This window comes from Streptomyces sp. MS191 (assembly GCF_008042125.1).
GTDB lineage: Bacteria > Actinomycetota > Actinomycetes > Streptomycetales > Streptomycetaceae > Streptomyces.
Window position 1 is genome coordinate 214,976 of sequence record NZ_RDBI01000066.1, and the last position, 13,127, is coordinate 228,102.

A 13,127-nucleotide genomic window follows, 5' to 3' on the forward strand; every position below is an offset into this window, starting at 1 on the left:
GGGGGTCACAGCCCCCGGCGTATCTGGTCGGTGATCGTCCGGTCGGTGATCCCCGTGTCCGCGGCGAGCAGGAACGCCTTCGACAGGATCACCGACAGCAGTCCGCCGTCCTCCTCGAACGGCAGGAAGACCTTGTCGGGGCCGCCCGTCGCGCCCCGGTCGGCCACGATGCACAGATAGGCGTCCTCCGGTTCCATCAGGACGTTGCCCGAGCCGAGATGGATCCGGTACGCCCGCAGTTCGCCCCGCACCCGCAGGAAGCGGTCGGTCAGCTCCACCCGGTCCGCGATCCGGGTACGGGGCAGCAGCCGCGCCAGGGTCTCCCGCCGGATCCGTGCCGACTCCGTGAGCTCGCCGAACGACCAGCTCTCCCAGTACCCGTCGAACGCCCGCTCCTCGCCGCGGTCCCGCCACTGCGGATCGGCGCCGATGGACGCCACCGCGGTGAACAGGTCGACGTCCCGCAGCGCCTCCGACAGCACGAGCCGGGGCACGTCGGGCAGCGCGGCCCGCTCCCAGGCGCCCCGGCCCGCCGCGGCCCGCCGCTCGAAGCGGACCTGGTCGGTGGAGCACAGCCGGGCGACGCCGTCGCCCCGCGCGCCCTCGTCGAGGACGCCGAGCAGCCGGTACTCCTCGTGGCCGAGGACGTCCATCGCCCCCTGCCATGTCTGGTGGCCGGTCTCCGTGAGCTCGACGACCACCCGGCGCCGGTCGGTCGTGGACTGCGTACGGCGCACCAGGCCGCGCCGCTCCAGCGCGTCGAGGCGGCCGGTGACCGAGGCGGGAGCGAGGTCGAGGTCCTCGGCGAGCTCGGAGGGGGCCGCGCTGCCGCCGCGTCCGGCGAGCTTGTGGAGCGCGTCCCGTCCCCTCCACCGCCCACGCCCCCGACTACCCGGAGTGACGAACACCACGTTCGACGGGCCGGAGCGCATGGATCCCGACCTCAGGGGCAAGCGCCCCCGGTCGCCCACCCGCACTGGTGGGGGGACGTAACGGGAACGGAAGGCAGAACGCGACGTGTCGGACCAACGAACCATCCACATCGACGGAGAGTGGCGAGCCGCCGCCTCCGGCGCCACGCGGGAGATCCTCGACCCGGCCGACGCCACCACCCTCGCGGTCGTGGCCGAGGGCGGCACGCAGGACGCCGACGCCGCGATCGCCGCCGCACGGACGGCATTCGACCAGGGCGCCTGGCCGCACACGCCCGTCGCCGAACGGGCCGCGCTGCTGCGCCGCGTCGCCGACCTGCTCCAGCGCGACCGGGAGACCCTCGGTCTGCTGGAGAGCCGCGACGCCGGAAAGACCCTGGAGGAAGGCCGCGTCGACGTCGACTGCGTCAGCGACGCCTTCCGCTACTTCGCCGACCTGGTCATCGGCGAGGGCGGCGGCCGGGTCGTCGACGCCGGTTCGCCCGACATCCACAGCGTCGTCGTCCACGAACCCGTCGGGGTGTGCGCCCTCATCACCCCCTGGAACTACCCCCTGCTCCAGGCGAGCTGGAAGATCGCCCCGGCCCTGGCCGCGGGCAACACCTTCGTCGTCAAACCGAGCGAACTCACCCCGCTCACCACCGTCGCGCTGCTCGGCCTGCTCGCGGAGGCGGGCCTGCCGTCCGGCGTCGCCAACCTCGTCACCGGCCCGGGGGACACCGTCGGCGCACGGCTCGCCGAGCACCCCGGCGTCGACCTCGTCTCCTTCACCGGCGGACTGGTCAGCGGCACGAACGTGATGCGCGCCGCCGCCGACGGCGTCAAGAAGGTCGCCCTCGAACTCGGCGGCAAGAACCCCAACGTGGTCTTCGCCGACGCCTGCACCACCGACGAGGGCTTCGACACCGCCGTCGACCAGGCCCTCAACGCCGCGTTCATCCACAGCGGCCAGGTCTGCTCGGCCGGCTCCCGCCTCATCGTCGAGGAGTCGCTGCGCGAGCGGTTCGTCGCCGAACTCGCCCGCCGCGCCGACCTGATCCGCCTCGGCCGAGGCACCGACCCGGGCGTCGAGTGCGGCCCCCTCGTCTCCGCCCGGCAGCTCGCGAGGACCGAGGAGTACGTCGCCTCCGCCCTCGCCGAGGGCGCCGTCCTGCGCGCCGGCGGCCGGCGCCCCGAAGGCCCCGGCCACTTCTACCGCCCGACCGTCCTCGACCACTGCCACCGCGGCATGCGCGTCGTCCGCGAGGAGGTCTTCGGCCCGGTCCTGACCGTCGAGACCTTCCGCACCGAGGACGAGGCCGTCGAACTCGCCAACGACACCGAGTACGGCCTCGCCGGCGGCGTCTGGTCGGCCGACGCCGCCCGCGCCCGCCGGGTCGCCGGCCGGCTGCGCCACGGCACCGTCTGGATCAACGACTTCCACCCCTACCTCCCGCAGGCGGAGTGGGGCGGCTTCGGCAAGAGCGGCATCGGCCGCGAACTCGGCCCCGCCGGGCTCGCCGAGTACCGCGAGACCAAGCACGTCTACCAGAACCTCGCCCCGCGCCCCGTGCGCTGGTTCGCGGGCTGAGCCGGGAGAACAACACCATGAGCACCACGTACGACTACGTCATCGTCGGTGGCGGCACCGCCGGTTCCGTCCTGGCCCGCCGCCTCACCGATGACCCCGACGTCACCGTCGCCGTCATCGAGGGCGGCCCCTCCGACGTCGACCGGCCCGACGTCCTGACCCTGCGCCGCTGGATGGGCCTGCTCGGCGGAGACCTCGACTACGACTACCCCACCACCGCACAGCCCCGGGGCAACTCGCACATCCGGCACAGCCGCGCCCGGGTGCTCGGCGGCTGCTCCTCGCACAACACCCTCATATCCTTCAAGCCGCTGCCGTCCGACTGGGACGAGTGGGCCGAGGCGGGCGCGGACGGCTGGGACGCGCGGGCCATGGAGCCGTACTTCGACCGGCTCCTGAACAACATCGTCCCGGTCGACGAGAACGACCGCAACGCCATCGCCCGCGACTTCGTCGACGCCGCGCAGGGAGCCCTGGGCGTGCCCCGCGTCGAGGGGTTCAACAAGGCCCCCTTCCACGAGGGCGTCGGGTTCTTCGACCTCGCCTACCACCCCGAGGACAACAAGCGCTCCTCCGCCTCGGTCGCGTACCTCCACCCCGTCATGGACCGGCGCCCCAACCTCCGCCTGATGCTGGAGACCTGGGCGTTCCGCCTGGAACTCGACGGCACCCGGGCCCGCGGCGTCCACGTGCGCACCAAGGAGGGGGCGGAACTCCTCGTCGAGGCACGCCGCGAGGTCCTCGTCTGCGCCGGAGCCGTCGACACCCCGCGGCTGCTCCTCCACTCCGGCATCGGCCCCAAGGCGGACCTGGAGGCGCTCGGCATCCCCGTCGCGCACGACCTGCCGGGCGTCGGCGAGAACCTGCTCGACCACCCCGAGTCGGTCATCGTCTGGGAGACCCACGGACCCATCCCGGAGAACTCCGCGATGGACAGCGACGCCGGACTCTTCGTACGGCGCGACCCTTCGTCCCCCGGCCCGGACCTGATGTTCCACTTCTACCAGGTCCCCTTCACCGACAATCCGGAGCGGCTGGGCTACGAGCGGCCCGCCCACGGCGTGTCGATGACCCCGAACATCCCCAAGCCGCGCAGCCGCGGCCGGCTCTACCTCACCAGCGCCGACCCCGAGGTCAAGCCCGCCCTGGACTTCCGCTACTTCACGGACGAGGACGACTACGACGGCCGCACCCTCGTCGACGGCATCAAGATCGCCCGCGAGATCGCCCGCCGCGAGCCGCTCGCCGGCTGGCTCAAGCGCGAGGTCTGCCCCGGGCCCGAGATCACCGACGACGAGGAACTCGGCGCCTACGCCCGTCAGGTCGCCCACACCGTCTACCACCCCGCCGGCACCTGCCGGATGGGCGCCGCCGACGACGCACACGCCGTGGTCGACCCGGACCTCAAGGTGCGCGGCCTCGACGGCCTGCGCATCGCCGACGCGTCCGTCTTCCCGACCATGCCCGCCGTGAACCCGATGATCGGCGTCCTCATGGTCGGCGAGAAGTGTGCCGAACTCCTGGGAGGTCATGCCTGATGAACACGCCGTCCGCCTTCTCCGTCCAGAACCTCTGGAAGGTCTTCGGCCCCAAGGCCGACCGGGTCCCCGGCTCCGAACTGGCCGCACTGCCGCCCGCCGAACTCCGTGAGCGCACCGGCTGCACCGCCGCCGTCCGGGACGTCTCCTTCGACGTCCACCAGGGTGAGGTCTTCGTCGTCATGGGCCTGTCCGGCTCCGGCAAGTCCACCCTCGTGCGCTGCCTGACCCGGCTCATCGAGCCCACCTCCGGCAGCGTCGCCATGGAGGGCGAGGACGTCCTGTCCATGGACAGGGCCCGGCTGCGCGAACTGCGCCGCCACCGCGCCTCGATGGTCTTCCAGCACTTCGGCCTGCTGCCGCACCGCTCCGTGCTCGACAACGTCGCCTACGGCCTGGAGATCCAGGGGATGGGCCGTGCCGAGCGCCGCGCCAAGGCCGCCGAGGCCGTCGACAAGGTCGGCCTCGCCGGACTCGAGGACCGCAGGCCCGGCCAGCTCTCCGGCGGCCAGCAGCAGCGCGTGGGCCTCGCCCGGGCGCTCGTCGTCGACCCCGAAGTGCTCCTGTTCGACGAGCCGTTCAGCGCGCTCGACCCGCTGATCCGGCGGGACATGCAGGAGGAGGTCGTCCGCCTGCACCGGGAGGAGGGCCGCACCATGGTCTTCATCACCCACGACCTCAGCGAGGCCCTGCGACTGGGCTCCCGCATCGCCCTGATGCGCGACGGCCGCATCGTCCAGCTCGGCACCCCCGAGGAGATCGTCGGTTCGCCCGCCGACGACTACGTCCGCGACTTCGTCCGCGACGTCCCGCGCGAGCAGGTCGTCACCGTCCGCACCGCCATGCGACCGCCCTGCGGCGACGAGGCCGACCACGGCCCCGCCCTCGCCCCCGGCGCGACCGTCTCCGAGGCCATCGAGGCCGTCGCCCGCAGCGGCGGCCCGGTCCGGGTCCTCGACCAGGGCCGTTGCGTCGGCATCGTCGACGACAGGGAACTGCTGTCGGTCGTCGCCGGTGTCCCGACCGGGAAGGCGGCAGCATGACCGCAGCCGTCAGCGCACCCCTGCGCGAGTCCGGCGCGGTCTCCCGCGCCGCCCTCCGCAGGTACCTGCCCCTCGCCCTCGCCGTCGTCGTGCTCGTCCCGCTGGGCATCCTGCTCGCGGGCGGCGGCAGCTGGCCCGCCTCCCTGACCGTCGACCTGTCCGGCCCGCTCGGCCGGACCGGCGACTGGATCATCGACAACCGCGACGACCACCCGGTCTTCCTGTACTTCCTCGGCCACGTCAGCAACGGCGTCGTGCTGTCCGTCCGCGGCGTCTACCTGCTGCTCCTCGCCGCCGGCTGGGCCGGCGTCACCGCGGCCGGCGGTCTGATCGCCTGGCGCGTCGCCGGACCGCGCCTCGCGCTCACGACCGCCGGCGCCTTCGCCGTCTGCGGTCTGCTCGGCATGTGGGTCCCCACCATGCAGACCCTGGCCCTCATGGTCGTCGCGGTCGCCGCGTCCGTGCTGGTCGGCGGCGTCCTCGGACTGGCCGCCGGCCTCTCCGACCGGACCTTCCGCGCCCTGCGCCCGGTCCTGGACACCATGCAGGTCCTGCCCGCCTTCGCCTACCTGCTGCCGGTCGTCCTCGTCTTCGGCATCGGCGTCCCCGCGGCCGTCCTCGCCACCGTCGTCTACGCCGCCCCGCCGATGGCGCGGCTCACCGCACTCGGCCTGCGCGACGCCGACCCCGGCGTCCTGGAGGCCGTGGACTCGCTCGGCGCGACCGGCCGGCAGCGGCTGCTCAGCGCCCGCCTCCCGCTCGCCCGCAAGGAACTCCTCCTCGGCGTCAACCAGTCGATCATGATGGCGCTGTCGATGGCCGTCATCGCCTCGGTCATCGGCGCCGGCGGACTCGGCGACCGCGTCTACCAGGCCCTCGCCTCGGTCGACGTCGGCGCGGCCCTCGCCGCCGGCATCCCGATCGTGCTCCTCGCGGTCGTCCTCGACCGCACCGCCGGCGCGGCCGGCGCCCGGATCGGCGCCGCACCCCGCACCTCCGCCCTGCGCGGCCTGCGCGGCTGGGCCGTCGCCGCGGCCGCGGCGACCGCGGCTGCCGTCGCCGGCCGCCTCGCGGGCCACGCGGCCTGGCCGGGCACCTGGCACCTCGACATCGCCGAACCCGTCAACAAGGTCGTCGACTGGATGACCGCCCACCTCTACTCGGGCGTCCCGGTCATCGGCGGCACCGCCGACTGGGCGGCCCACTTCACCCAGTGGGTGCTCGACCCGCTGCGCTCGGGCCTCCAGGCGCTGCCCTGGTGGGCGGTCCTGCTGCTCGTCGGCGTGCTCGCCCTGCTGGTCGGCACCTGGCGCACCGCCCTGACCGCCGTCCTCGCGATGGCCGGCATCGGCGTCCTGGGTGTGTGGGACGCCTCGCTCGACACCCTCTCCCAGGTGCTCGCCGCCGTCGCCGTCACCCTCGTGATCGGCTTCGCCGTCGCGATCGCCGCCGCCCGCAGCACCCGCGTCGAGCGCGCGCTGCGCCCCGTCCTGGACGTCTTCCAGACCCTGCCGCAGTTCGTCTACCTGATCCCCGTCGTCGCCCTCTTCGGCGTCGGCCGGGCCCCGGCGGTCGCCGCCGCCGTCGTCTACGCGCTGCCCGCCGTCGTCCGCATCACCACCCAGGGACTGCGCGGCGTCGACCCGGTGGCCCTGGAGTCCGCCCGCTCCCTGGGCGCGACCGGATTCCAGCAGCTGCGCCAGGTCCAGCTGCCGCTCGCCCGTCCGGCCCTGCTGCTCGCCGTCAACCAGGGCGTCGTCCTGGTGCTCGCCGTCGTCATCATCGGCGGCCTGGTCGGTGGCGGCGCGCTCGGCTACGACGTGGTGTTCGGCCTCGCCCAGGGCGACCTGGCCACCGGACTCGTCGCGGGCGCCGCGATCGTCTGCCTCGGCCTGATGCTCGACCGGGTGACCCAGCCGACCCGGACCACCCCCGAGAAGGAGGCCTGACATGCGACTTCCGATCATCGCCGGAGCCGCCGGACTCGGCCTGCTCGCCGTCGCCGTGACCGGCTGCGGCGCGGCCGACATGACCAAGCAGGCCTCCCCGTACGCCGCCGCGCAGGGCGCGCGGACCGTCACCCTCTCCACCCAGTCCTGGGTCGGCGCGCAGGCCAACGTGGCCGTCGCGCAGTACCTGCTCGAACACGAACTGGGCTACCGGGTCGACACCGTCCAGGTCGACGAGGTCCCCGCCTGGGACGCGCTCAGCCAGGGCCGCGTCGACGCGATCCTGGAGGACTGGGGCCACCCGGACCAGGAGAAGCGCTACGTCGACGACAAGAAGACCATCGTCCCCGGCGGCGACCTCGGAGTCACCGGCCACATCGGCTGGTTCGTCCCGACGTACTTCGCCGAGGCGCACCCCGACGTCACGGACTGGAAGAACCTCGACAAGTACGCCGACCAGCTCCGCACGCCCGAGAGCGGCGGCAAGGGCCAGCTCCTGGACGGCTCCCCGTCGTACGTCACCAACGACAAGGCGCTGGTGAAGAACCTGGACCTGGACTACCAGGTCGTCTTCTCCGGCTCCGAGGCGGCCCAGATCACCCAGATCAAGCAGTTCGCCAAGGAGAAGAAGCCGTTCCTCACCTACTGGTACAAGCCCCAGTGGCTGTTCCAGAAGGTGCCGATGACGGAGGTGAAGCTGCCCGCCTACAAGGAGGGCTGCGACGCCGAGCCGGAGAAGGTGGCGTGCGCCTACCCGCACACCCCGCTGCAGAAGTTCCTCAACAGCGGATTCGAGCGGAACGGCGGGAAGGCGGCCGCGTTCCTGAAGAACTTCCGCTGGACCACCGAGGCACAGAACGACGTCGCCCTGATGATCGCCGAGGAGAAGCTCTCGCCCCAGGAGGCGGCGAAGAGGTGGGTCGACGCCAACGAGCCGACCTGGAAGGCATGGCTGCCGAAGTAGCCGCGCCACCGCGAAGACACGCACGGTCCCGTGTCGGCCGCACCGGCCGGCACGGGACCGTGCGCCGCGCAGGCCCAGGTCCCGTCCGGGCGATCTTGGGGGATCGCCCGGACAGGACCTAACCGGCCCAGCGTCCCGACATGAAGGCGACGGCGTACACCACGGACAGGGGCACCGTCAGGCACAGGTACACGGCGGAGAACCGCGGCCGCCGGTGCGCCCATCCGGCCAGCGCGATCCACAACGGCCACCACAGCAGGCTGGCCCGCGGCACCGACGTGTACCAGTACGAGGTGCCGAGCGCCCAGAGCGTGAGGGCGACGTACAGCGCCTCGGGCCAATGCCGCCGCCGCACCAGCAGCCCGAGCAGCGCGAGCCCGACCAGCATCGCGGCCAGTTCCGCCTGGAACATGAACGCGTAGGGCGTGGTCATCGTCTGCCCGAACGCCCCCTCCCAGGTCTGGGACCACGCCGACCACGGGGAGTGGAACTCGCGGTACCAGCCGCGCTCCTGCGCGTGCTTCCACGCCATCCAGTCGCCCGTCTCGGCGTGCAGGTACCACGTGTACAGCGCCGCGGGCACGGCCGGCAGCGCCTGCCACGGCGCGCGGCGCCGATGGCGTCGGTCGCTCCGCGCCACGAGCAGGAAGTGCAGGGCGATCCCGGCGGCGAGGAACAGCCCGCTGACCCGGACCGTCGTCGCCAGCGCCGTGAGCACGGCCGCCGCGGCCCACCGGTGACGCTGCGCGGCCAGCCACGCGGGCAGCGCCAGCGCGAGGAACAGCGCCTCGGTGTACCCCACTGCCAGGAAGACCCCGCAGGGCGAGGCGAGCAGGAACAGCACCGTCCGCCGCCCGCCCTCGGCGTCGGGCAGCGACGGCCGGGCCAGCCGGGCCAGGGCGACCACGGCCACGCCTCCCGCCACGAAGGAGATCAGCAGTCCGGCCGCGGTCCAGTCGGCCACGACGACGTGCACCGCCCGCAGCAGCAGCGGAAACCCGGGGAAGAACGCCTCGCGGTTGTCACCGCCGCCGGGCCCCGGGTCGGCGGGGAAGTAGCCGTCGCGGGCGATGTGCAGATAGTGGCCCCAGTCCCAGTGCTCGAACGGAGCGAGGGGGCCGGCCGGGACGTGGCTCCCGGCATCGGCGGGGAACAGCCGGCGGGTGCAGTACGCGACCACCCAGACGCCGGCCCGTACGGCCAGATACAGGACCAGCACCTCGCCGTCGCCGGGCTGGAGCCGGAGGACGCGCCGGACGTGTCCGGCGGTACGTCCGGCCGGCCGCTCCGCCGGCGCGGGAGCGGACCTCGTGGGCCGGAGGGGTGGGGCGGCGAGCGCGCGTTCACGTGCCGCGGGCGGCTGGAGCGTCATCGGGAGGGGCTCTCTCGGGTGTCTGCGGGCATGCTCGACCGCCCCGCGTGCGGGGTGGACGAGCATGCGGGGTGAGCGGGGTCAGGGCCGGGTGGTGGCGGAGCCGCCGGACGGCGGCTGGGTCCGCGTCGCGGAGGGGCCGCCACCGGGCGGCGTCGTGCCGGGCGTCGCGGAGTTGCCGGTGTCAGACGTGTCCAGCGGCGTGGAGGCGGTCGCCGACGGCGCGACGGTGGGCAGCGCCGACTCACCGGGCGACGGGGTGGTGGCGGGCACCACCGGCGCCGGCCGGTTCGTCACGAGGGCCGCCGTCGCGGCGCCGCCGCCCGCCAGGACGAGACACGCCGCCGCGGCGACTCCGGCGAGCCGGCGCCGCCGGGCGCGCCGGCCCCGCTCGGCGATGTGCCCGAACGGCGGGGCGGCGGCCCTCGCCTGCCCCGAGTCGGCCGCCTGCCGGAACAGCTGCCGCAACGGGTCGTGATGGGGCTCAGGCACCGGGGGCCTCCTCGATACGCGGGTCCTGCAGACGATCGGCCAGCGCCGTACGGGCGCGGCCCAGATGGGTCTTGACGGTGCTGGCGGACATGCCGGTCTCGGCAGCGATCTGCTCGACGGTCAGGTCGCACAGGTAATGCAGCGTCACGGCCCGGCGCTGCCGGTCCGGAAGCCCGCGCAGGGCGTCGACCAACGCCACCTGCTCGGGGCCCGGCCCGGCGACCTCCACCGGAGCGTCCCGGCGCCGCCAGGCCTCCGCCGACCGCCGCCGCACCCGCCACCGGCTCACCGCCAGCCGCCAGGCGACCGTCCTGATCCACGCCTCCGGCCGCCCGTCCCGATCCAGCTGCCGCCGCCGGCCCCAGCCCCTGACGAACGCCTCCTGCACCACGTCCTGGGCCTCGTGCAGGTCACCGAGCATCACGTACAACTGGCCCGTCAGACGGGCCGCCGTCTGGGCGTAGAACTCTTCGAACTCCTCGACGGTCAACAGCCACTCCCGGATCTCTCTTGCTTCACCCCGCATACGCCCCTGCCACGACGTCCGGTCGACACGGACGGGGAAGGAAGTCCGTGACGCCCGTCACACCCCCCGGCCCCGGTGTGACGGTCACGCCTGGGGGTGCCACTCCGCGAGCAGGATCGTGGCGTCGTCCATGAGATGGCCGTTCTGGTGGCCGAGGATGGTGTGGATCAGCCGGCGCAGCGCCTCGGGCGCCGGCCGGCCCGCCGCCGCGGCCCGGACCACGGTGTCGACCAGGCGTTCCTCGCCGAACAGCTCGCCCTCCTCGGAGCGGGCCTCGGTCACGCCGTCCGTGTAGATGAGGATCTGGTCCCCCGGTTCGAGCTGAGCGTGGTGGAGCGCCGGTGAGGTCTGCGCGGGGTGGGGCCCCAAGCCCAGCGGCAGGTCGGCCTCGCGGGTGAGCGCGCCCGCCACGATGTGCTGGTTGCGGATCAGCAGCGGTGCCGGATGCCCGCAGTTGACCCACGAGAGGCGCCCGGTGGCGACGTCGAGGTCGGCGAAGACCCCGGTCAGGAGCCGCTCGGGGACCCAGCGGGTCAGCGTCCTGTCGACCGCGGCGGCGATGTCGGTGAGCCTGCGGCCCCGTCGGCGGGTGGAGCGGCAGCCCGCGAGGGCGAGTGCCGCGGACAGCCCCGAGGCGGCGTCGTGGCCCATGGCGTCCACGACGGCCAGGTGCAACTGCTGCTCGCCCAGCGCGTGGTCGAAGGCGTCACCGCCGATCTCGTACGCGGGCTCCATGACGGCGCTGGACGTGACGGCCCGGGTGCCGAGGGTCCGGGGCGGGGTGAAGGCCCACGCGAGCTCGGCCTGGAGGGTCATCGGACGGGTGCGCACGAGGCGCTGGAGGGTGTCGCTGAACGTGCTCTTGGAGACGACCAGCAGCGCGGTGACGGAGGCGAGCGTCCGGCCGTGCGCGAGGTCGGGCACCTCCGTCCCGGTACCGGTCAGCCGCAGCACGCCGATCCGCTCGACGCCGTCGATGAGGGGCAGCCACAGGCACGCGGGATCGGTACCCGCCTGGGGTGTCTCGGTCCGGTAGGCCCGCCCCGCGAGCGTGCCCTCGACCCCGAGGCGCGGCTCCTGGACGTCGAGGGGCACGAGATGGGTCTGCTGGACGTCCGCCAGGTAGACGTCGGCGCCCTCGAGCCCCATGGCCCGCGCCGTGTCCCGCAGCAGTCGGGCGATGTCCCCCGGGGCGGTGTGGTGCGACTCCTCCAGGAGACCGGCGAGGAGCGCGTGGAAGCCGGAATCGTCCACGGACCCACCTCCTCGGCGGCGCCGGGCGGGCGCACTGCGGGTGCCTTCCCGACCCTACGCGGGCCCGACCGCGGCCGCACTCCTCCGCGGCCACGCGGGGGCGCCGCACCCGGACCGGCCGTACCGTACGCCACCGTCCGCGCCCCGGAGCCGGTCCGGGGCGCCGACGGTCCTGCCGCCGAACGGTCTCCCGGCGGGTCAGGCCAGGACGACCGGAAGGTCGAACAGGTCGTTCTGCGTGACGACCGGCTTGTTCCGCAGTTCCTCGCGGGGCACGGCCAGCCGCAGCTCGGGGAAGCGGGCGTACAGCGCCGGCAGCGCCACCGAGGCCTCCAGCCGGGACAGCGCCGCGCCCGGGCACACGTGCGGGCCGTGACCGAAGGAGATGTGGCGGTTCGGGGTACGGGTGACGTCGAAGGAGCCCGCCGTCGGGCCGTGCTGGTTCTCGTCGCGGCCGATCGCGCCGAACGACACGATCAGGGCCTCGCCCTCGGGCAGCACCCGGTCACCGACCTCGATGTCCTCGGTGGCGAACCGGAACAGCACGTGCGAGGTGGGCGTGGACCAGCGCAGCGTCTCCTCGATCACGTTCTCCCACGGCACCTCGCCCTTCAGGACCAGGGCACGCTGCTCCGGGTGCGTCTCCAGGGCCACGACGGCGTTGACGATCAGGCTGATCGTCGTCTCGTGCCCGGCCGCCACCATGAGCTGGAGGGTGTTGGTGATCTCCTCCGTGGTGAGCCGGTCCCCGCCCTCGGACGCCTCGATCAGCGCGCTCGTGAGGTCGTCGCCGGGGGCGTCGATCTTGCCCGCGACGATCCCCGCGAACAGGGCGCCCAGGTCCGCCATCATCTGCGGCACCTCCTCGGGCGGGGTCTGCGTCGAGAAGAACTTGTCGAACAGGGCCTTCATCCGCGGGTGGTCGGCGCTGTCGACCCCCATCAGTTCGCCGACCACGTTCATCGGCAGCGGGTACGCGAACTCGGCCTTGAGGTCCACGACGTCACCCGCCGGACGCTCCGCCAGCCGGTCGAGCATGCCCTCGGTCAGCGCCTCGATGCCGGCCCGCAGTCGCTCCACCCGGCGCGCGGTCAGCGCCTGCGCGACCAGCGACCGCAGCCGCCGGTGCTCGTCGCCGTCGACGGTCAGCATGGACCTGCCGGGGTTGGCGAGACCGATCAGCGGCCAGTCGAGGGGTATCTCGCCGCGCTGCCAGGCGCCCCACACGTCGATGTCCTTGACCAGCCGGGAGTCGGTCAGCAGCCGCCGCGCCTCGGCGTGGTGGGTGACCGACCAGCAGGCCACCCCGCCGGGCAGGACGACGCGGGCCAGTGGACCGGCGGCGCGCAGCCGGGCGCTCTCGCCGTCGAGGTCCGCGACGAACGGGTCCAGGGTGAGTGCGTCGGTGCCGGACGCGGCGGTCGGGTCGTACGGGCAGCTCATCTCGATGCTCCAAGGGCGGGAGTCGGGGTGTAGGTCACGGGGAG

11 protein-coding genes and 1 pseudogene are annotated in these 13,127 nt (G+C 73.7%); 5 read left to right on the top strand and 7 right to left on the bottom strand.

Annotation, left to right across the window (positions count from 1 at the left end; all coding sequences use genetic code 11):
* Positions 1-5: 5 nt before the first annotated feature.
* Together EAO71_RS40330 and EAO71_RS29555 are read right to left on the bottom strand one after the other, a co-directional pair.
* The gene (locus tag EAO71_RS40330; RefSeq protein WP_459112787.1) at positions 6-494 is read right to left on the bottom strand and encodes a DUF7737 domain-containing protein; all 489 of its coding nucleotides are present in this window, start codon (positions 492-494) and stop codon (positions 6-8) included.
* Between the two features lie 99 nt (positions 495-593).
* Positions 594-860 (bottom strand): annotated as a pseudogene (locus tag EAO71_RS29555) (MarR family transcriptional regulator); the annotation flags it as partial.
* Positions 861-1,017: 157 nt separating this feature from the next.
* Here EAO71_RS29555 and EAO71_RS29560 point away from each other — a divergent pair.
* From EAO71_RS29560 to EAO71_RS29580, 5 genes are read left to right on the top strand one after another with little or no spacing between them, the layout of a single operon-like run.
* Positions 1,018-2,502, top strand: coding sequence for an aldehyde dehydrogenase family protein (locus EAO71_RS29560; RefSeq protein WP_147980860.1), 1,485 nt, complete (start codon positions 1,018-1,020; stop codon positions 2,500-2,502).
* A gap of 17 nt (positions 2,503-2,519) precedes the next feature.
* Positions 2,520-4,040 (top strand): GMC family oxidoreductase, encoded by a 1,521-nt coding sequence (locus EAO71_RS29565; RefSeq protein ID WP_147980861.1) that lies wholly within the window; start codon positions 2,520-2,522, stop codon positions 4,038-4,040.
* Positions 4,040-5,083: a quaternary amine ABC transporter ATP-binding protein gene (locus EAO71_RS29570; RefSeq protein WP_147980862.1), complete on the top strand. Its 1,044-nt coding sequence runs from the start codon at positions 4,040-4,042 to the stop codon at positions 5,081-5,083. The genes EAO71_RS29565 and EAO71_RS29570 overlap by 1 nt, the downstream gene beginning before the upstream one ends.
* Positions 5,080-7,032 carry an ABC transporter permease subunit gene (locus EAO71_RS29575; RefSeq protein WP_147980863.1) on the top strand — a complete coding sequence of 651 codons (1,953 nt, stop codon included), beginning with the start codon at positions 5,080-5,082 and terminating at the stop codon, positions 7,030-7,032. Before EAO71_RS29570 ends, EAO71_RS29575 begins: the two co-directional genes overlap by 4 nt.
* Position 7,033: 1 nt before the next feature.
* Entirely contained in the window at positions 7,034-7,996 is a 963-nt protein-coding gene (locus tag EAO71_RS29580; RefSeq protein ID WP_147980864.1) for an ABC transporter substrate-binding protein, read from the top strand.
* 118 nt (positions 7,997-8,114) lie between these two features.
* On the opposite strand, the gene EAO71_RS29585 is transcribed toward EAO71_RS29580, so the two are convergent.
* The 5 genes from EAO71_RS29585 to EAO71_RS29605 form a co-directional block, all read right to left on the bottom strand.
* Positions 8,115-9,368 carry a mannosyltransferase family protein gene (locus EAO71_RS29585; protein ID WP_147980865.1) on the bottom strand — a complete coding sequence of 418 codons (1,254 nt, stop codon included), beginning with the start codon at positions 9,366-9,368 and terminating at the stop codon, positions 8,115-8,117.
* Between the two features lie 81 nt (positions 9,369-9,449).
* A complete protein-coding gene (locus EAO71_RS29590; protein ID WP_147980866.1) occupies positions 9,450-9,860 on the bottom strand; it encodes a hypothetical protein in 411 nt (136 codons plus the stop codon).
* Positions 9,853-10,350 carry a SigE family RNA polymerase sigma factor gene (locus tag EAO71_RS29595; protein ID WP_147980867.1) on the bottom strand — a complete coding sequence of 166 codons (498 nt, stop codon included), beginning with the start codon at positions 10,348-10,350 and terminating at the stop codon, positions 9,853-9,855. The genes EAO71_RS29590 and EAO71_RS29595 overlap by 8 nt, the downstream gene beginning before the upstream one ends.
* Before the next feature lie 120 nt (positions 10,351-10,470).
* Positions 10,471-11,640: a PP2C family protein-serine/threonine phosphatase gene (locus EAO71_RS29600; RefSeq protein WP_261992407.1), complete on the bottom strand. Its 1,170-nt coding sequence runs from the start codon at positions 11,638-11,640 to the stop codon at positions 10,471-10,473.
* A gap of 198 nt (positions 11,641-11,838) precedes the next feature.
* Positions 11,839-13,083, bottom strand: a complete 1,245-nt coding sequence (locus EAO71_RS29605; protein WP_147980868.1) for a cytochrome P450 family protein — start codon at positions 13,081-13,083, stop codon at positions 11,839-11,841.
* Positions 13,084-13,127 lie beyond the last annotated feature (44 nt).

What these genes read in the sequence shown, in the direction of transcription:
- EAO71_RS29570 (WP_147980862.1), top strand. Translation starts at nt 4,040, where the DNA reads ATGAACACGCCGTCCGCCTTCTCCGTCCAGAACCTCTGGAAGGTCTTC.
- EAO71_RS29580 (WP_147980864.1), top strand. Translation starts at nt 7,034, where the DNA reads ATGCGACTTCCGATCATCGCCGGAGCCGCCGGACTCGGCCTGCTCGCC.
- EAO71_RS29565 (WP_147980861.1), top strand. Translation starts at nt 2,520, where the DNA reads ATGAGCACCACGTACGACTACGTCATCGTCGGTGGCGGCACCGCCGGT.
- EAO71_RS29585 (WP_147980865.1), bottom strand. Translation starts at nt 9,368, where the DNA reads ATGACGCTCCAGCCGCCCGCGGCACGTGAACGCGCGCTCGCCGCCCCA.
- EAO71_RS29605 (WP_147980868.1), bottom strand. Translation starts at nt 13,083, where the DNA reads ATGAGCTGCCCGTACGACCCGACCGCCGCGTCCGGCACCGACGCACTC.
- EAO71_RS29575 (WP_147980863.1), top strand. Translation starts at nt 5,080, where the DNA reads ATGACCGCAGCCGTCAGCGCACCCCTGCGCGAGTCCGGCGCGGTCTCC.